The sequence below is a fragment of the Enterobacter sp. T2 genome, assembly GCF_010692925.1.
In the GTDB taxonomy this organism is placed as follows: Bacteria; Pseudomonadota; Gammaproteobacteria; order Enterobacterales; family Enterobacteriaceae; genus Enterobacter; species Enterobacter kobei.
The window spans coordinates 2,462,713-2,480,827 of sequence record NZ_CP048736.1 but is presented as its reverse complement, the minus strand read 5'-3'; the positions used below and the strand labels follow the sequence as shown (position 1 = coordinate 2,480,827).

General features: G+C 52.2%; 17 protein-coding genes. 10 read left to right on the top strand and 7 right to left on the bottom strand.

Annotation, left to right across the window (positions count from 1 at the left end; genetic code table 11):
• Positions 1–41 precede the first annotated feature (41 nt).
• The 3 genes from G0034_RS11890 to G0034_RS11880 form a co-directional block, all read right to left on the bottom strand.
• Positions 42–518: a WbuC family cupin fold metalloprotein gene (locus tag G0034_RS11890; protein WP_001572372.1), complete on the bottom strand. Its 477-nt coding sequence runs from the start codon at positions 516–518 to the stop codon at positions 42–44.
• Between the two features lie 76 nt (positions 519–594).
• Entirely contained in the window at positions 595–2,214 is a 1,620-nt protein-coding gene (locus G0034_RS11885; protein WP_001572373.1) for a phosphoethanolamine--lipid A transferase MCR-9.1, read from the bottom strand.
• Between the two features lie 188 nt (positions 2,215–2,402).
• Positions 2,403–3,371: an IS5-like element IS903B family transposase gene (locus G0034_RS11880; protein ID WP_072196614.1), complete on the bottom strand. Its 969-nt coding sequence runs from the start codon at positions 3,369–3,371 to the stop codon at positions 2,403–2,405.
• A 38-nt stretch (positions 3,372–3,409) separates the two neighbouring features.
• Here G0034_RS11880 and pcoS point away from each other — a divergent pair, with 38 nt between their 5' ends.
• Complete coding sequence (gene pcoS, locus G0034_RS11875) at positions 3,410–4,756, top strand: copper resistance membrane spanning protein PcoS (protein ID WP_004248839.1); 1,347 nt, start codon at positions 3,410–3,412, stop codon at positions 4,754–4,756.
• Positions 4,757–4,973: 217 nt separating this feature from the next.
• Positions 4,974–5,408 (top strand): PcoE/SilE family metal-binding protein, encoded by a 435-nt coding sequence (locus G0034_RS11870; RefSeq protein ID WP_000723070.1) that lies wholly within the window; start codon positions 4,974–4,976, stop codon positions 5,406–5,408.
• 257 nt (positions 5,409–5,665) lie between these two features.
• Here G0034_RS11870 and G0034_RS11865 read toward each other — a convergent pair whose 3' ends face one another.
• The gene (locus G0034_RS11865) at positions 5,666–6,781 is read right to left on the bottom strand and encodes a nickel/cobalt efflux protein RcnA (protein ID WP_001572377.1); all 1,116 of its coding nucleotides are present in this window, start codon (positions 6,779–6,781) and stop codon (positions 5,666–5,668) included.
• Between the two features lie 122 nt (positions 6,782–6,903).
• Between G0034_RS11865 and rcnR the strand changes: the two genes are divergently transcribed.
• Complete coding sequence (gene rcnR / locus G0034_RS11860; protein ID WP_000019951.1) at positions 6,904–7,176, top strand: Ni(II)/Co(II)-binding transcriptional repressor RcnR; 273 nt, start codon at positions 6,904–6,906, stop codon at positions 7,174–7,176.
• 519 nt (positions 7,177–7,695) lie between these two features.
• Here rcnR and G0034_RS11855 read toward each other — a convergent pair.
• Genes G0034_RS11855 through G0034_RS11845 form a run of 3 tightly spaced genes read right to left on the bottom strand, consistent with a single transcriptional unit; the run spans position 7,696 to position 10,234 of the window.
• Positions 7,696–7,824 (bottom strand): DUF2474 domain-containing protein, encoded by a 129-nt coding sequence (locus tag G0034_RS11855; protein ID WP_023330509.1) that lies wholly within the window; start codon positions 7,822–7,824, stop codon positions 7,696–7,698.
• Complete coding sequence (cydB, locus tag G0034_RS11850; RefSeq protein ID WP_014883968.1) at positions 7,824–8,834, bottom strand: cytochrome d ubiquinol oxidase subunit II; 1,011 nt, start codon at positions 8,832–8,834, stop codon at positions 7,824–7,826. Before cydB ends, G0034_RS11855 begins: the two co-directional genes overlap by 1 nt.
• On the bottom strand, positions 8,834–10,234 hold the full coding sequence (locus tag G0034_RS11845) for a cytochrome ubiquinol oxidase subunit I (RefSeq protein ID WP_100124678.1): 1,401 nt from the start codon (positions 10,232–10,234) through the stop codon (positions 8,834–8,836). The genes cydB and G0034_RS11845 overlap by 1 nt, the downstream gene beginning before the upstream one ends.
• Before the next feature lie 393 nt (positions 10,235–10,627).
• Between G0034_RS11845 and ymcF the strand changes: the two genes are divergently transcribed.
• From ymcF to patD, 7 genes are all read left to right on the top strand, one after another.
• Entirely contained in the window at positions 10,628–10,816 is a 189-nt protein-coding gene (gene ymcF / locus G0034_RS11840) for a cold shock small protein YmcF (protein WP_023330507.1), read from the top strand.
• Between the two features lie 82 nt (positions 10,817–10,898).
• Positions 10,899–12,308 carry an aminotransferase-like domain-containing protein gene (locus G0034_RS11835; RefSeq protein ID WP_100124679.1) on the top strand — a complete coding sequence of 470 codons (1,410 nt, stop codon included), beginning with the start codon at positions 10,899–10,901 and terminating at the stop codon, positions 12,306–12,308.
• Between the two features lie 271 nt (positions 12,309–12,579).
• Positions 12,580–13,725 (top strand): putative ABC transporter substrate-binding protein YdcS, encoded by a 1,146-nt coding sequence (gene ydcS, locus G0034_RS11830; RefSeq protein ID WP_014883961.1) that lies wholly within the window; start codon positions 12,580–12,582, stop codon positions 13,723–13,725.
• A gap of 17 nt (positions 13,726–13,742) precedes the next feature.
• The gene (locus G0034_RS11825) at positions 13,743–14,756 is read left to right on the top strand and encodes an ABC transporter ATP-binding protein (RefSeq protein WP_014883960.1); all 1,014 of its coding nucleotides are present in this window, start codon (positions 13,743–13,745) and stop codon (positions 14,754–14,756) included.
• A 7-nt stretch (positions 14,757–14,763) separates the two neighbouring features.
• A complete protein-coding gene (locus G0034_RS11820; RefSeq protein WP_369796272.1) occupies positions 14,764–15,702 on the top strand; it encodes an ABC transporter permease in 939 nt (312 codons plus the stop codon).
• Positions 15,692–16,498 (top strand): ABC transporter permease, encoded by an 807-nt coding sequence (locus G0034_RS11815; RefSeq protein WP_100124680.1) that lies wholly within the window; start codon positions 15,692–15,694, stop codon positions 16,496–16,498. Before G0034_RS11820 ends, G0034_RS11815 begins: the two co-directional genes overlap by 11 nt.
• Before the next feature lie 24 nt (positions 16,499–16,522).
• Positions 16,523–17,947 (top strand): aminobutyraldehyde dehydrogenase, encoded by a 1,425-nt coding sequence (gene patD, locus G0034_RS11810; protein ID WP_014883957.1) that lies wholly within the window; start codon positions 16,523–16,525, stop codon positions 17,945–17,947.
• The last annotated feature ends 168 nt before the right edge of the window (positions 17,948–18,115 follow it).

Genomic DNA, 18,115 nt, shown 5'->3' with positions numbered 1-18,115 from the left:
TTGGCGCGAAGGAGAGAATGGCACTCCGTGCAACGCATTAATTACCGCGGATATCCGCCATCACCTACTTGCGCCTGTGTGTACCATTTCATCAGCTCTGCAGTTCCCGGCTCGTTTTCGGCGGGGGCCCATGGGGCGGCATCTTGATCAGCAACAGGCTGGTACCTACCGTGTTTTACCTCAAAAATAACGCCGCCTTCATCCAGTGACAATACGGTATGCCAGGTGCCTGCATCCATCTCCAGCACTTTACAGTCCTCACCTAACACGACGCGCTGGGTCAGGTTACCCAGGTCATCAAAGTTCAATACCAAAAAGCGACCGGTAAGGGATGTCAGCAGTTCAAAAGTATGCGGGTGGCGATGAGGGCGAACATAAGTTCCCGGTTCCATAGCAATAGCCAGACGCTGCACCGGGTCGCTCAATTCAGGGTGGAAATTATGATGGGCACGTAAGCGGGGGGAATTTGCGGCTTGTGCGCTTTGCTTGCGTAGGTCGTTGAAAGTAAGTTGTTTCATATTATAAGCCTTATTGCATTCTTGCAGCTTACGGCAACCAGGTTGCCGTAAGGCTTTTTGTTATACTAACAATCGATTAGCCACGGCATTCGCGGAACAAATCGCGGTCAGGATTATAGACGCTGGTGCTTACGTCCCACAGCCCCAAAATCGATGAGAACAGGTTGTCGTGGGAATATGATTTTTTCGCCGCATTATTTTCAAGGCAAGACATGTTGATGTGTTTCCCGGCGATAAAGCCCGGTGACATCCAGACCTGCATCGGAATATGCGTCTGCTGATCCGGTGCCAGTTTGTACGGCGTGCCGTGCAGATATAGCCCGCTTTCGCCCAATGATTCACCATGATCGGACACATAAAGCAGCACGGTGTTGTACTGATCGCTGTAATTTTTTAGCTTTTCAATCATCTCAGCTAATACATAGTCTGTATAACGAAGGGTGTTGTCGTAGGTGTTGACCAATTGTTCCTGAGTACAGTTTTCGATATCGCTACGTGCACATTCGGGCATGAAGTGGCGATGCTCAGCCGGATAACGCAGGTAATAAGTCGGTCCATGGCTGCCAATGATATGGAAGGCGACAAGCTTATCACCTGGCATTTTGGCGATTTCATCATCAAGGTTTTCCAGCATCACCTCGTCATGGCACGTTTTGCCATCGCACAGTTTCGGGTTATCACTAGGCTTAATTTCGACAGTCGGGATGCGGCTACATACGCCTTTACAACCGCCATCGTTCTCTTTCCATAACAGCGAGACACCGGTTTTCTGCACGATGTCGAGGAAATTTTCACTGTTAGATGCTTTTTTACTGTCGTACTCGGTGCGATTCATATTCGAGAACATGCACGGAACGGATATTGCGGTAGCGGTACCGCAGGAATGCATATTTTTAAACGAAATAACGCCGCCGGATTTGCTGGTAAAGGCATTGGTATCACGCGAATAACCGTTCATCGAGAAATTCTGGCTGCGTGCCGTTTCGCCAATCACCAGGAACATCAGCGTGGGTTTTTCGTGAGCGACGACGCGTTTAGCATCATTCCCCAGCGTCTGGAAAGGCACTTTAGTCGTAAAGTACGTATCCTTAACATACTGGAAAGTGCTGTAAGCGTAGTTCGCCGGGATGATCTCTTTATTCAATGTCGAGTTATTGCGGCCGACAGAGGCATAATCCTGATAATAAAGTGCGGCAACACCTGCAATCAAACTCAACGATGCCAGCACGGAGAGCAAACGGTAAGCAATGCCTTTATACCATTTTTCAGGATATTGAATTTTTATTGAAAAAAGGAGGATGGCAGGAAGGATACCGGTAAAGACGAACCATATAATAATTGAGCCATTAAGATAGGAATGCGCTTCCTGGGGGTTAGTTTCAATAATGTTTTGAATCATCGTTTGATCAAACATTACTTTATATTTTAGTGTCGAATAACTGACCAGTGAGCCAGTGATAAACAGTAAAGCAAAGAAAGGTTTCAGCAGAAAACGAACTGAGAAAGGCATAAAAACAACGTTAAGCGCCGCAACCAGAACAAAGGGAATAGAAATGACAAAACCAATTTTGACATGCTCTAAATGCGACAAAATCTCGTAAAAATGCAGCAATATTGGCCAGTTAAGTAAAAACGCAAAGATCATTGCCAGAAGTAAAACCAGCGGAATAACTTTCACCCTGAAAAGTACAGGCATTAACACCTCCGGAAAATAGTAAACCAGTAAAAACATTGATGATAATTACAACAATTCAATCTAATATTATGATTGCCTTATTCGCTGCAAAGCAGAGATTATCATTCTGAAATCTTAGGTTAACCTTAACGAGGCTTTGTTGAATAAATCAGATTTCGGGTAAGTCTCCCCCGTAGCGGGTTGTGTTTTCAGGCAATACGCACGCTTTCAGGCATACCTGCTTTCGTCATTTTGTTCAGCGCTCGTACCAGGGCCATAGCCTCCGCAACCTGACCATCGTAGTCACGCAGCGTCAGTGAACCCCCGAACAGCTGTTTTACCCGGTACATCGCCGTTTCCGCTATCGAGCGACGGTTGTAATCTGTTGTCCATTTCCACCGCGCATTACTCCCGGTCATTCGCTGATTAGCCACTGCACGGTTACGGTCTGCATATTCACCGGGCCAGTAACCCGCACCTTTTCGGGGAGGGATAAGCGCGCTGATTTTCTTATGCCGCAGTTCATCGTGACATAGCCGGGTATCGTAAGCGCCATCGGCGGCGGCTGACCTGATTTTCCGGTGGGTTTGCCGGATTAACCCGGGGAAGGCCTCTGAGTCCGTAACGTTGTTCAGCGACAGGTCAGCGCAGATGATTTCATGTGTTTTACTGTCAACGGCGAGATGCAGCTTACGCCAGATACGGCGGCGTTCCTGGCCATGCTTTTTGACTTTCCACTCGCCTTCACCGAAGACCTTCAGCCCGGTGGAATCAATTACCAGGTGTGCGATTTCACCCCGGGTGGGCGTTTTGAAACTGACATTAACCGACTTTGCCCGCCTGCTGACACAGCTGTAATCCGGGCAGCGTAGCGGAACGTTCATCAGAGAAAAAATGGAATCAATAAAGCCCTGCGCAGCGCGCAGGGTCAGCCTGAATACGCGTTTAATGACCAGCACAGTCGTGATGGCAAGGTCAGAATAGCGCTGAGGTCTGCCTCGTGAAGAAGGCGCTGCCGACTCATACCAGGCCTGAATAGCTTCATCATCCAGCCAGAAAGTTATGGAGCCACGGTTGATGAGGGCTTTATTGTAGGTGGGCCAGTTGGTGATTTTGAACTTTTGCTTTGCCACGGAACGGTCTGCGTTGTCGGGAAGATGCGTGATCTGATCCTTCAACTCAGCAAAAGTTCGATTTATTCAACAAAGCCGCGGTGATGCTTACGGTATGGTGGTTATCAAGTTTTATCCTGATTAGCACCCTTAATGGCTATTTCGATAATCAGGACCGCGATTTTCTGACAGGTAAACTTCAGCTCACCGAAGAGTTTCTTAAAACAGAGACGTTCCGGAACAAAACGGATATTAAGTCATTATCAGAAAAAATAAACGATGCGATGGTAGGGCACAATGGTTTATTCATTTCTATAAAAAACATGGAAAATGAAAAAATTGTTGAACTCTATGCCAAAAATTCTGTTGTTCCAGCGGTCCTGCTTAATAAGTCGGGTGATATTCTCGACTATATGATCCAGACGGAAGAAAATAACACCGTGTACCGCAGTATCTCGCGGCGGGTTGCCGTGACGCCGGAACAGGGTAAAAGCAAACATGTCATCATTACGGTTGCCACGGATACTGGGTATCACACCCTGTTTATGGATAAGCTCAGTACCTGGCTGTTCTGGTTCAATATCGGTCTGGTCTTTATTTCTGTTTTTCTGGGCTGGCTGACCACACGTATTGGTCTGAAACCGCTACGGGAAATGACCAGTCTGGCTTCCTCCATGACCGTACACAGCCTGGATCAGCGTCTTAATCCCGATTTGGCTCCGCCGGAAATTTCTGAGACCATGCAGGAGTTCAATAACATGTTCGATCGCCTGGAGGGGTCATTCCGGAAACTGTCAGATTTCTCGTCTGACATCGCGCATGAGCTGCGCACAGCGGTCAGTAATCTGATGATGCAGACGCAGTTTGCACTGGCTAAGGAAAGGGATGTTTCGCATTACCGCGAAATCTTATTCGCTTACCTGGAAGAACTGAAAAGGTTGTCACGAATGACCAGTGATATGCTTTTTCTGGCACGTTCAGAGCATGGTCTGCTGCAGCTGGATAAACATGATGTGGATCTGGCCGCCGAACTGAATGAATTACGTGAGCTGTTCGAGCCTCTGGCAGACGAAACAGGAAAGACAATCACCGTTGAAGGAGAGGGCGTTGTTGCCGGAGACAGCGATATGCTGCGACGTGCTTTCAGTAACCTGCTTTCCAATGCAATCAAGTATTCTCCCGATAACACCTGTACAGCGATACACCTTGAGCGTGACAGTGACTGTGTGAACGTGATGATTACGAATACGATGTCCGGCCAGGTTCCCGCTAATCTGGAACGTTTGTTTGATCGGTTCTATCGAGCTGATTCATCAAGGGTCCACAACACGGAAGGCGCGGGGCTGGGATTATCAATTACAAGGTCGATCATTCATGCTCATGGCGGCGAGCTGTCAGCAGAACAGCAGGGGCGGGAAATTGTGTTCAGTGTGCGCCTGTTAATGGATTAATCCCGTTCTTCAGGAGAAACCTGGAAGGTGACAAAATTGTCATCATTCAGTCACGCGATAAACAGAGGCGGTTTTTTATAATCATACATAAATCAGGAGCAGAGTGATAACGCAATCGCCTGGTTCCTGGAGTGATGAATAACCCGCCCTGAGATCAAATGCTTTCTCTGTTATAAGCCGTTGATTGTTTGGGTATGAAAACACCGGAGACCCAACCATGAAAAAGATCCTTGTATCATTTGTTGCCATTATGGCTGTCGCTTCATCCGCCATGGCTGCAGAGACAATGAACATGCATGACCAGGTAAATAATGCCCAGGCACCCGCCCATCAGATGCAGTCAACCTCTGAAAAAAGCGCTGTTCAGGGAGACAGTATGACAATGATGGATATGAGCGGACACGATCAGGCTGCAATGTCCCATGAAATGATGCAAAACGGCAACGCTTCTGCCCACCAGGACATGGCGGAGATGCATAAAAAAATGATGAAAGGCAAACCAGGGGCCACCAACGAATCAGCAACGTCATTTTCAGAAATGAACGAGCATGAAAAAGCCGCTGTTGTGCACGAGAAGGCGAATAATGGTCAGTCTTCCGTTATTCATCAGCAGCAGGCTGAAAAGCATCGCAGCCAGATCACCCAGAATTAACCCGCAGCTCCACTTGTTAGACCCTCATTTGACGCCGAAGTCACTGGCTTACGCTCCCGTCCGGGAGCGTTTTTTTTATTCTTTCATTTATCATTGAGTCTTATGGGAATGGATTTAATCAGTTACTTAATCCCTGCCTCAGCAACAAGTCCCGGAAAGAGCAGCTTTATATTCCGGGTTTTTCTGCTCATAACCTCAACGGTGGCGCTTAGGATGTACTTTGTAAGTACCCAGAGTGTGTGTCATCAGTACCGGTGTTAATGCACCAGCCCATTCCAGCCATGTATACCCATGTAAATCCCAACAGCAGCAATCAGGGCGCTTGAAATATAGGGGGCTCTTCTGGCGATGGTATTGAAGCCACTCCAGCGTTTGGCGACCTGACGAACGCTGATCGCCGCACCCACTCCAACCGTTACGAGGGTCAATGCCAGGCCGATACTGAAACAAACAACCAGTGTGGCACCCAGCGTAAGCGCTTTAAGCTGAAGGCAGATCAACAATACAGTTATAGCTGCCGGGCAAGGGATAAGCCCTCCTGTCAGTCCAAATATCAGGATTTGCCCGTTGGTTACTTCTTTCCCGTCGAAGCGGCGTTTTATGTCATTGGCATGAGCCAGTTCGTGAGCGTCCTGATACTCTTTCGAATTCACATCCAGCCCATCAAGCTCAGAGTGGTCATGGTCATGGTCGTGTTCAGCGAACGCCACATCATAGTCATGGACATGACCACGATGTCCCAGAGACAGACGTACGTTGAAACTGTGAGGCTCAGGGATGGGAGATGTTGACTCCAGATAATCACCATGATCAACAAATTCAAAAGTCTGAGAGATCGTACTGTTTTCCCGAAGTGTGGTTAATGAGATATCTTCAGAAGCCCATCTTTGGCCACTAAGAGTGCGTAGCCGCCAGTGGGGAAGTTGTCCTTCTTCAAAAATGGACAGTTCAACTTTTCCATGGCCAGTATCGATCAACCTTGTTTCGTCATGGTGATGATGTTCATTCTCCTGCATTCCCTCCAGCCAGTTTTTCTCACCGCTCCAGGTTCGCCAGAACATCCAAAAAGCCGTACCAAGGATGATCACTGAAGAGACCATCTGTAGCCAGGGTTCGGCTGATTCTGCGGTAAATTTATTACTGATATACATCCCTCCAAAAGCAATCAGCCATACGACTGCAGTGTGCGACAATGTTGCCGCGACACCCAGCATCACGGCCTGACGTACGGTGCCTTTTATAGCAATGATGAATGCTGCCATCATTGTTTTGGAGTGCCCGGGCTCCAGTCCATGAAGCGCGCCAAGCAGAATGGCGCTGGGGATGAAAAACCATGCGTTGCCTTGCTGAAGAAGTGTCGTAAATTCGTTCATGAGAATCATTCTTGGTTATTAAGTGTAGGCCGGATTCTACTCCCCCCCAGTAAAATATACTACCCCCCAGTAGAATAACGCTGGTATAGTTACATAAAATATCCAGGAGAGTGAGAGCCCACATGTCACATACCATCCGCGATAAACAAAAACTGAAAGCACGTACAAGCAAGATCCAGGGGCAGGTTGCTGCGCTGAAAAAAATGCTTGATGAACCTCACGAATGTGCCGCTGTACTGCAACAAATAGCCGCCATACGTGGTGCCGTGAATGGTTTATTGCGTGAAGTGATTAAAGGACATTTGACTGAACATATTGTTCATGAAAGTGAAGAACAGAAACGAGAAGAAGACCTGGACGTTGTGCTGAAGGTTCTGGATTCTTACATCAAGTGACAGTTTGGCTAAAAGCCCTGAGCATTAATTTATCTAAATAACACGTTATCAAGTGACGGTTTTGGGCTGTTTGTAGCGGCATAGTGAGTTTGTTTAATCAATGAGCTTTAAGATGCCCCCCTTCATGCAAGGCAACGCGTACATTTCTGGTACATCTACTTCCCTTACTTTGCTCAGGGCAACCCACATTGTTAAAGCCTCTACTCGCTGACCATCAAAATCACCCAACGTCAGATAATGGAAAAAAATTTTGGATGACATTTTGAAACGTGTCCTCTGCTGTGAACGTCGAGAGATGCTACGCGAGAAAGGAGATGACCTACTTAGTATCCTGTTAAGTAGGTCTATCTGAAGAAGTAGACAACTTTAAAGTCTTTTTCATGTTAAAGGAGACAACTTTAATGTCTGTGTACAACTGTGAATCTTTTACCAGTGTAACGATACGCTGACGTGCGTTAATGGGGTTTATCTGAAAGTGCGGGGAGAGCCGGGCAACGCAGCGGTTGCCCGGAATGACGATTAATGAGATTTAAACCCGGCTGCCGTCATCAATATGCGAAAGAGCATACTGACCGCAGCCAGCGCCAGTACGCTGCCGCCCCAGATAATGGCCAGCCACAACACTCTTTTCCAGACCGGTTGTTGCATCAGTGATAACCCTCCCCATGCTGAACTTTGCCGCGAAATACGTAGTAACTCCAGAAGGTGTAGACCAGAATGACGGGGATGATCAACAGCGCACCCACCAGCATAAAGCCCTGGCTTTGCGTTGGCGCAGCGGCCTGCCACAAGGTGATGGATGGCGGAATAATATGCGGCCAGATGCTGATCCCAAGCCCGCTAAAACCAAGGAATATCAGCCCTAACGTCAGGATAAACGGACGGTTATGGCTGTCAGGATTATTCAGGCAGCGCCACTGACACAGGCTAAAAATCACGACCAGCGCAGGAACCGGCAACAGATAAAACAGATTCGGCAGCGTAAACCAGCGTGCGGCAATGGCCGGGTGGGCAAGCGGCGTCCAGAGGCTGATCGCCGCAATAAATGCCAGCAGGATAATCAGTAACGTTTTGGATAACGCCCGCATCCTTTGCTGCAGCGCATTTTCGCTTTTCATTACCAGCCACGTCGATCCCAGCAACGCGTAGGCCACCATCAGACCTGCACCGCAGAACAGGTTAAATGCGGTAAACCAGTCAAACGGACCACCCGTATACGTTCGGCCTGTCACGGTAAAACCGTTAATGACGGCGCCCACCGTCACGCCCTGGGTAAACGTTGCCAGAATGGAACCGCCAATAAACGCTTTATCCCAGAAGGGGCGGTGGGCGGGCGTGGCTTTAAAACGAAACTCGAATGCCACCCCACGGAAAATAAGTCCGATCAGCATTAATGTCAGCGGAATGGTGAGGGCATCAACGATCACCGCATACGCCAGCGGGAATGCGCCGAACAGGGCGGCGCCGCCAAGCACCAGCCAGGTCTCATTGCCGTCCCATACCGGCGCGACGCTGTTGACCATCACATCACGATCGTCAGCGTTTGGCGTTGCGGGGAACAACATCCCGATCCCCAGATCAAAGCCGTCCATGACGATATACATCAGCGTGGCAAAGACGATGATCACAAACCAGATAATGGAAAGATCGATACCCATTACGGCTGCTCCTTATGTTCAGTAGTGACGGCTGAAAGCGGGCGCGCAGGACGTCCATCGGACGCGGTGGCGAAAGATTCGTGTGGCTGCGGGCCTTTTTTGATGAGGCGAACCATATAGCTGTAGCCGACGCCGAACACCGAGGTGTAGACGACGAAGAAGGCCAGCAAACTCACGCTCATATGCAGATCGCCGTGGGCTGATACCGCATCCTTCGTTCGCTGGAGTCCATAGACCACCCACGGCTGGCGGCCCACTTCGGTGGTGACCCAGCCTGCCAGAATCGCAATCAGCCCGGATGGGCCCATTAACAGGGCAAACCACAGGAACGGGCGGGATGAATAAACGCGCTTTTTGTAGCGCAACCAGAGCGCTATCACCCCAAGCAGCAACATCAGCATGCCTAAGCCCGCCATGATGCGGAATGACCAGAAGACGATGGTCGAGTTTGGGCGATCTTCTTTCGGGAACTCCTTAAGGGCTGGGACCTGTTTATCCAGGCTGTGCGTCAGGATAAGACTTCCCAGCGCCGGGATCTCCAGACCAAAGCGGGTGCGCTCTTGCTCCATGTCAGGCCAGCCAAACAGCAGCAACGGGGTCGGCTCACCCGGTGGGTTTTCCCAGTGGCCCTCAATGGCGGCAATTTTGGCGGGTTGATGCTTTAAAGTATTCAACCCATGCATATCACCAACCATAGCCTGGAGGGGAGCGACAATCAGCGTCATCCACAGTGCCATTGAAAACATTGCCCGTATGGCAGGATTATTATTCCCGCGCAGTAAATGCCATGCTGCGGATGCACCAACAAACAGGGCGCTACTGAGGAACGCGGCGATCGACATATGCAGCAGGCGGTAAGGGAAGGAGGGGTTGAACACCACAGCGAACCAGTCCACCGGCACCACCTGGCCGTTGACAATCTCATAGCCCTGCGGGGTCTGCATCCAGCTATTCGAAGAGAGGATCCAGAAGGTGGAGATAATAGTCCCCAGCGCCACCATGCAGGTGGAGAAGAAGTGCAGTCCCGGTCCGACTTTCTTCCAGCCGAACAGCATCACGCCGAGGAAACCGGCCTCAAGGAAGAAGGCGGTAAGCACTTCGTAGGTCAGGAGCGGGCCGGTAATACTGCCCGCAAACTGTGAAAAGCCGCTCCAGTTGGTGCCAAACTGGTAGGCCATGACCAGGCCGGAGACTACGCCCATGCCAAAGTTAACGGCAAAAATCTTCGACCAGAAATGGTAAAGCGAGCGCCAGACCGGATTTTTTGTTTTCAGCCATAATCCTTCGAGCACGGCAAGATAGCTTGCCAGGCCGATGGTGATTGCCGGGAAAATAATGTGAAAGGATACGGTAAAGGCAAACTGTATCCGCGCAAGGTGAAAAGCATCCAAACCAAACATGCACAGCCTCAATGTCAAACGGTGTGTTGTTATGGTATAGGCGCAGAGATCGGACTATCAGACGCAGAACAGCGAATTTTAACCATAACAGTTTGATTCAGACTCCCGCTTTTACAAACTGATATAGATTACCGTTACGGAATAAAAAAATTATTTTTATGAATTTTACGCATCAATCCGCTTGCTTTGCCGTCAGCAACATGCGTTAATGGATTTCTGGTTTTGAGTCCAAAAAAATATCTGACGTAGTTTTATAAAGCAGTTCTCATCACGTTGTGCCTCTCCGCAGCCTCTCTTGGGTCTTTATCTACATTCCGATTCGTTTTGTTTAAAACCAATATTGCCCAATCGGCCCATTAGTAATTTACGTTTTTACGTTAACAGGAGAATCCTATGACTTCTTATATCCATTTCCGCTGCCCATGCTGTCATGGCTCGCAGTACCGCACTTCAGTCTTTGATGTGTCTGAGAAAAACCCATTCGGCGCTAAATGCATTTTTTGCAAATCGTCGATGATCACGCTCGACCACCTCGCTGCTGCGCGCTCCGCGATGAATCACACCACAGAGTACCGTAAGTAATCTACCCGGTTTTTCATAACAGTTAGCAAAATCTTCTCTTTTTCTCCTGCTGATATACACTGTCGGCAATAAGGAGAATCTGATGAAAAAATACCAGCGTCTGGCGCAACAAATTATCTCGCAAATTGAGCTTGGCGTATGGCTGCCGGGCGATAAACTGCCCTCCCTGCGAGAGCAGGTGACGAGCAGCGGCATGAGTTTCATGACTGTTGGCCACGCGTATCAGATGCTGGAAAGTCAGGGACGCATTGTCGCCAGGCCACAATCGGGCTATTACGTTGCCTCGCGCCCGACCACGCACCAGCCTGTGCCGCCTGCCCAGGTGATGCGTGACGAAGCGGTGGATATCAACACCTATATCTTCGATGTCCTTCAGGCCAGCCGCGATCCGTCTGTCGTTCCTTTCGCATCCGCCTTTCCCGATCCCCGGCTTTTCCCGCTTCAGCAGCTCAACCGCTCGCTGGCTAACGTCAGCAAAACGGCGACTGCGATGAGCGTGATTGAAAACCTGCCGCCGGGTAACGCTGAACTCCGCCACGCCATTGCGCGCCGCTATGCGCAGCAGGGGATGAACATCTCGCCGGACGAAATTGTCATTACCGCAGGCGCGCTCGAAGCGCTGAACCTGAGTTTGCAGGCGGTGACGGAGCCTGGCGACTGGGTGATTGTCGAAAACCCCTGCTTTTATGGCGCGCTGCAGGCGCTGGAACGCCTGAAGCTCAAAGCGTTGTCGGTCGCCACGGACGTCCGGGAGGGGATAGACCTGAACGCCCTTGAACAGGCGCTGAATGACTATCCGGTAAAAGCCTGCTGGCTGATGACCAACGGCCAGAATCCGCTTGGTTTTACGCTAAGTGCAGAGAAAAAAGCCCGTCTGGTCGCCCTCCTGACGAAGCATAACGTCACCCTGATTGAGGACGATGTATACAGCGAGCTCTATTTCGGCCGCGAAAAACCGCTTCCGGCAAAAGCCTGGGATCGGGACGACATGACGCTTCACTGCTCCTCTTTTTCAAAATGTCTGGTGGCGGGATTTCGTATCGGCTGGGTGGCGGCCGGAAAACATGCGCGACGCATTCAGCAGTTGCAACTGATGAGCACGTTATCGACCAGCTCCCCTATGCAGCTGGCGCTGGTGGACTACCTGGCGACTAAACGCTACGACGCCCATCTTCGCCGCCTGCGACGAACGCTCGCTGAGCGAAAACAGCAAGCCTGGCAGTCACTGCTGCGCCATATGCCCGCCGGGGTCAAAATTCACCATAACGACAGCGGCTACTTTTTATGGCTGGAGCTTCCGGCACTGCTGGATGCCGGGCTGCTGAGTGAAAAGGCCTTAACGCACCATATCAGCATTGCGCCAGGAAAAATGTTTTCCACTTCTGACGCATGGACACCGTTCTTCCGTTTTAATACCTCCTGGGCGTGGGGAGAGCGAGAAGAGCAGGCGGTGATTCAGTTAGGAAAATTAATTAGCACGATGTTGAAATAATCTTTTTCCCCTTAATTAAATAAACATTTCTTATCCTGATGACGGCGCTACGAATATTTCGCAGTGCCCGGTCATAGGAAATCTGCATACTGCCTCGCGCCGCTAACCCCTTGTCTATAATCCAGTTAACGGGGAATGCGCCCTCGGTCACACCTTGATGAAATTTCCTGAAGCCAAACGGTGCGGCGCAATTGCGCGGTCTACGTTTAATAAGGGAGATATTTTTACGGCACGGCTGCCGCTAAATTTCATTGCGACAGGAGTAATTCTTATGAGCAAAAAATTTGCCCGCAGCAGCCTGTGCGCGCTCGGCATGACTATCATGACAGCGCACGCCGCAGAACCACCTAAGGCGATAGGTGACGGGGAAGGTCGTCTGGATATTATTGCCTGGCCGGGCTATATCGAGCGTGGGCAGACCGATAAAAACTATGACTGGGTCACCCAGTTTGAAAAAGAGACCGGTTGTGCCGTTAACGTGAAAACGGCGGCCACGTCAGATGAAATGGTCAGCCTGATGGCGAAAGGGGGATACGATCTGGTCACCGCGTCAGGCGATGCATCGCTTCGCCTGATCATGGGCAAACGCGTTCAGCCGATAAATCCCGAACTCATCCCGAACTGGAAAACCCTCGACACGCGCATTGTGAAGGGGGAATGGTTTAACGTGGGCGGCAAGGTCTACGGTACACCCTATCAGTGGGGGCCTAACCTGCTGATGTACAACACCAAAACCTTCCCGACGCCACCGGACAGCTGGAGTGTGGTCTTTACCAAACAGGATCTGCCGGACGGTAAAACCAATCAGGGTCGCGTGCAGGCATATGACGGTCCAATTTATATCGCCGATGCGGCGCTGTTCGTCAAAGCCACCCAGCCACAGCTGGGCATCAGCGATCCCTACCAGCTCACCGAAGAACAATATGCCGCGGTGCTGAAAGTGCTTCGCGACCAGCATGCCCTGATCCACCGCTACTGGCATGACACCACCGTCCAGATGAGCGACTTCAAAAATGAAGGCGTTGTGGCTTCCAGCGCCTGGCCATATCAGGCAAATGCGCTGAAGGCTGAGAACCAGCCCATCGCCACCGTCTTCCCGAAAGAAGGGGTAACCGGCTGGGCGGATACCACCATGCTCCACGCCCAGGCAAAACACCCGATGTGCGCCTACAAATGGATGAACTGGTCGCTGACGCCAAAAGTGCAGGGCGATCTGGCGGCATGGTTCGGCTCACTGCCCGTCGTGCCTGAAGGGTGTAAAGCCAGTACGCTGCTGGGTGATAAAGGTTGTGAAACAAACGGTTATAACGAGTTCGACAAAATCCTGTTCTGGAAAACCCCGACCGCTCAAGGTGGCAAGTTCGTGCCGTACAGCCGCTGGACGCAGGATTACATCGCCATCATGGGTGGACGATAATCGCCCGGGAGCAGAACATGACGTACGCAGTAGAATTTAACAATGTTTCCCGGCTGTATGGCGATGTGCGGGCGGTGGACGGGGTGACCATTGCCATTCGCGACGGGGAGTTTTTCTCCATGCTGGGGCCTTCGGGCTCCGGCAAAACCACCTGCCTGCGCCTGATAGCGGGTTTTGAACAGCTGTCAGGCGGCACGATTTCTATTTTCGGCAAAGAGGCGAGTGCGCTACCGCCATGGGAGCGGGATGTAAATACCGTCTTTCAGGATTATGCGCTGTTCCCGCATATGTCGATCCTCGATAACGTCGCCTACGGACTGATGGTGAAAGGCGTCGACAAGAAGAAACGCCATGCCCAGGCGCGTGATGCCCTGGAAAAAGTGGGGCTGAGCTTTGCCATCGCCCGCAAACCTTCGCAACTTTCCGGCGGCCAGCGCCAGCGTGTAGCCATCGCCCGGGCGCTGGTCAATGAACCGCGCGTCCTGCTGCTGGACGAACCGCTGGGCGCGCTCGATCTCAAACTGCGCGAACAGATGCAATTCGAGCTGAAGAAACTTCAGCAGGAACTCGGCATTACCTTTATTTTCGTCACCCACGATCAGGGCGAAGCGCTCTCCATGTCGGACCGGGTGGCGGTATTCAATAACGGCCGCATCGAGCAGGTGGATACCCCGCGCGATCTCTATATGCGTCCGCGCACGCCGTTTGTCGCCGGTTTTGTGGGCACGTCCAACGTCTTTGATGCAGCGCTTGCGCAGAAAATTTGCGGCATGGAAGGCATCTATTCCCTGCGCCCGGAACATATTCGCCTGAACGAGGGCGGTGAGGTTCAGGTTCAGGGTATCGTGCAGGCCGTTCAGTATCAGGGAGCCGCCACGCGCCTGGAGCTGAAGCTTGCCGAGGGGGCCAAACTGCTGGTCAGCCAGGCCAACCTCAGCGATGTCTCGCTGCTGAGCGGCATTGCGCCGGGGCAGGCGGTGATGGCCTCGTGGTCACGCGAGGCGATGATTCGCCTGCATGAGGAAAGGTGAAATGGATATGAGTGTCGCTCATCCTCCCGCACCGCACGGCCGCTTGAGCCGCATGACGGCACTGTTCTGGCGTAAGCCGTCGCTCGGCCTGTTCCTGCTGCTGCTTGCCCCGCTGATGTGGTTTGGCATCGTCTATCTCGGATCGCTGCTGACCCTGCTGTGGCAGGGGTTTTATACCTTTGACGACTTCACCATGGCGGTCACGCCGGACCTGACGCTGGCGAATATTCAGGCGCTCTTCAATCCGGCAAACTACGACATCATCCTGCGCACCTTAACGATGGCGATCGCGGTCACGTTGGCCAGCGCCATTCTGGCATTCCCGATGGCCTGGTATATGGCGCGTTACACCCGCGGCAAGTGGAAAGCGTTCTTCTATATCGCCGTGATGCTGCCGATGTGGGCGAGCTACATTGTCAAAGCCTACGCCTGGACGTTGCTGCTGGCGAAGGATGGTGTGGCGCAATGGTTTCTCAGTCATATGGGGCTGGAGCCGATCCTCACCTCACTTCTTACGCTCCCGGCGATAGGCGGTAACACGTTATCCACCTCCGGGCTGGGGCGCTTTCTGGTCTTTGTCTATATCTGGCTGCCGTTTATGATCCTGCCCGTGCAGGCCGCGCTGGAACGTCTGCCAGCGTCGTTACTGCAGGCTTCAGCCGACCTCGGCGCGCGCCCCCGCCAGACCTTTCGCTATGTTGTATTGCCGCTGGCGATCCCGGGAATTGCCGCGGGTTCGATATTTACCTTTTCCCTGACGCTGGGGGATTTCATCGTCCCGCAGCTGGTGGGGCCGCCGGGCTATTTCATCGGTAACATGGTCTACGCTCAGCAGGGCGCTATCGGCAATATGCCCATGGCGGCTGCGTTTACGCTGGTTCCCATTGTGCTGATTTCGCTTTATCTGGCGTTCGTGAAACGTCTGGGAGCATTCGATGCACTCTGAACGCGCACCGTTGTTCCTGAAAGTGGCGGCATGGGGAGGCGTCATCTTCCTGCACTTCCCGCTGCTGATTATCGCGATCTACTCCTTTAACACTGAAGATGCTGCCTTCAGCTTCCCGCCGCAGGGGCTGACGCTCAAGTGGTTTAGCGTGGCGGCGGGGCGTGGCGATATCATTGAATCCGTGACGTTGTCACTTCAGATTGCCGCGCTCTCCACCGCCATTGCCCTGGTGCTTGGCACGCTTGCTGCAGCGGCACTGTGGCGAAGCGACTTTTTTGGCAAAAACGCCATTTCACTGTTGCTGCTGTTGCCCATTGCCTTACCGGGAATCATTACCGGTCTGGCGCTGCTGACCGCATTTAAAACGATCAACCTTGAACCGGGTTTTTTCACCATCGTTGTCGGGCACGCCACATTCTGCGTGGTGGTGGTGTTCAACAACGTCATTGCCCGGTTCAGACGCACCTCCTGGAGTCTGGTGGAGGCGTCAATGGATCTCGGGGCCGACGGGTGGCAAACCTTCCGCTATGTGGTGTTGCCCAATCTGGGTTCAGCACTTCTGGCGGGCGGAATGCTGGCCTTTGCCCTGTCGTTTGACGAAATCATCGTCACAACCTTTACGGCGGGACACGAGCGCACGTTACCGCTGTGGTTGCTCAATCAGCTCGGCCGTCCTCGCGACGTGCCGGTCACCAACGTTGTTGCACTGTTGGTCATGCTGGTGACAACTTTCCCCATTCTGGGTGCCTGGTGGCTAACCCGCGATGGCGAGAACATCGCCGGCAGCGGGAAATAACATTGATTTGAACAGGACAATGCTATGCAAACACATCTGCTGATAAAGGGTGAACTGGTCGCCGGACAAGGCGAAAAGCAGCCGGTATATAACCCGGCCACCGGAGAAGTACTGCTGGAGATTGCTGAAGCCTCTGTCGCGCAAGTTGACGCGGCTGTTCAGGCCGCCGATCGGGCTTTTATCGACTGGGGGCAGACCACGCCCAAAGCGCGTGCGGAATGTCTGCTGAAACTGGCTGACGCCATTGAGGCGCAGGGTGAAGAATTTGCCAGGCTTGAATCGCTCAACTGCGGGAAGCCGCTCCACTGTGCTCTGGGGGATGAAATTCCGGCGGTGGTCGACGTGTTTCGTTTCTTCGCCGGGGCGGCCCGCTGCCTGAACGGTCTGGCCGCAGGTGAATACCTTGAGGGGCACACCTCGATGATCCGCCGTGATCCGGTGGGGGTAGTTGCATCGATTGCGCCGTGGAACTACCCGCTGATGATGGCAGCATGGAAGCTGGCACCCGCGCTGGCTGCCGGTAACTGCGTGGTGATAAAACCCTCTGAAATCACGCCGCTGACGGCGTTAAAACTGGGAGAACTGGCGAAAGATATCTTCCCGGCAGGCGTTGTGAACGTGTTATTTGGTCGTGGTAAGACGGTTGGCGATCCGCTCACCGGGCATGACAAAGTCCGCATGGTGTCGCTGACCGGTTCAATTGCCACCGGCGAGCATATCATCGGCCATACGGCGTCCTCCATTAAGCGCACCCACATGGAGCTGGGCGGTAAGGCTCCGGTGATCGTTTTTGATGATGCTGACCTGGACGCGGTTGTCGAAGGGGTGCGAACGTTTGGTTTCTACAATGCCGGGCAGGACTGTACGGCGGCCTGCCGCATTTATGCCCAGAAAGGCATATATCCTGCGCTGGTTGAAAAGCTGGGAGCTGCGGTCGCCAGCCTCAAAATGGGGGCGCCGGAAGATGCCGCTACCGAACTAGGGCCGCTCAGCTCGGCCGCTCACCTTTCACGCGTCTGTCAGGCTGTCGATCAGGCGAAAGCGCTCGGTCATATCAGCGTTGTGACGGGCGGAAGCAAAAAGGAGGGGGCTGGCTACTACTTCCAGCCGACCCTGCTGGCGGGGGCAAAACAGGACGATGCCATTGTTCAGCGCGAAGTGTTTGGGCCGGTGGTGAGCGTCACTGAATTTGACGATGAAGCGCAGGTGCTGGCCTGGGCGAATGATTCACAGTATGGCCTGGCGTCATCGGTCTGGACCAAAGACGTGGGCCGTGCTCATCGTCTGAGCGCGCGGTTGCAGTACGGCTGTACCTGGGTGAATACCCACTTTATGCTGGTGAGCGAAATGCCGCACGGCGGCATGAAGTTATCCGGCTACGGCAAAGATATGTCGGTGTACGGGCTTGAGGATTATACGGTCGTCCGGCATGTGATGATCAAACACTAAGCCATCCTGCCTGGCCGCTTGCGCGGCCGGGCATTCTCCTTCTTCGCCCTGCGTGTTAAGCAAGCTACTCCATTGTTATTAGCCATAATATTTAAGTGGTTATTCTGTAACGAAAAAACTTGATCTGTATCAACATATGACGCATATTGCGTGCGGTTATTTTTTCGG

Bases quoted from the DNA above. Each gene is read 5' to 3' on its own strand.
- G0034_RS11885 (WP_001572373.1), bottom strand. From the start codon at position 2,214: ATGCCTGTACTTTTCAGGGTGAAAGTTATTCCGCTGGTTTTACTTCTG.
- pcoS (WP_004248839.1), top strand. From the start codon at position 3,410: ATGCTTACGGTATGGTGGTTATCAAGTTTTATCCTGATTAGCACCCTT.
- G0034_RS11835 (WP_100124679.1), top strand. From the start codon at position 10,899: ATGAAAAAATACCAGCGTCTGGCGCAACAAATTATCTCGCAAATTGAG.
- G0034_RS11870 (WP_000723070.1), top strand. From the start codon at position 4,974: ATGAAAAAGATCCTTGTATCATTTGTTGCCATTATGGCTGTCGCTTCA.
- G0034_RS11890 (WP_001572372.1), bottom strand. From the start codon at position 518: ATGAAACAACTTACTTTCAACGACCTACGCAAGCAAAGCGCACAAGCC.
- G0034_RS11820 (WP_369796272.1), top strand. From the start codon at position 14,764: ATGAGTGTCGCTCATCCTCCCGCACCGCACGGCCGCTTGAGCCGCATG.
- ymcF (WP_023330507.1), top strand. From the start codon at position 10,628: ATGACTTCTTATATCCATTTCCGCTGCCCATGCTGTCATGGCTCGCAG.
- G0034_RS11865 (WP_001572377.1), bottom strand. From the start codon at position 6,781: ATGAACGAATTTACGACACTTCTTCAGCAAGGCAACGCATGGTTTTTC.
- G0034_RS11815 (WP_100124680.1), top strand. From the start codon at position 15,692: ATGCACTCTGAACGCGCACCGTTGTTCCTGAAAGTGGCGGCATGGGGA.
- cydB (WP_014883968.1), bottom strand. From the start codon at position 8,834: ATGGGTATCGATCTTTCCATTATCTGGTTTGTGATCATCGTCTTTGCC.
- G0034_RS11855 (WP_023330509.1), bottom strand. From the start codon at position 7,824: ATGCAACAACCGGTCTGGAAAAGAGTGTTGTGGCTGGCCATTATCTGG.
- G0034_RS11825 (WP_014883960.1), top strand. From the start codon at position 13,743: ATGACGTACGCAGTAGAATTTAACAATGTTTCCCGGCTGTATGGCGAT.
- patD (WP_014883957.1), top strand. From the start codon at position 16,523: ATGCAAACACATCTGCTGATAAAGGGTGAACTGGTCGCCGGACAAGGC.
- ydcS (WP_014883961.1), top strand. From the start codon at position 12,580: ATGAGCAAAAAATTTGCCCGCAGCAGCCTGTGCGCGCTCGGCATGACT.
- rcnR (WP_000019951.1), top strand. From the start codon at position 6,904: ATGTCACATACCATCCGCGATAAACAAAAACTGAAAGCACGTACAAGC.
- G0034_RS11845 (WP_100124678.1), bottom strand. From the start codon at position 10,234: ATGTTTGGTTTGGATGCTTTTCACCTTGCGCGGATACAGTTTGCCTTT.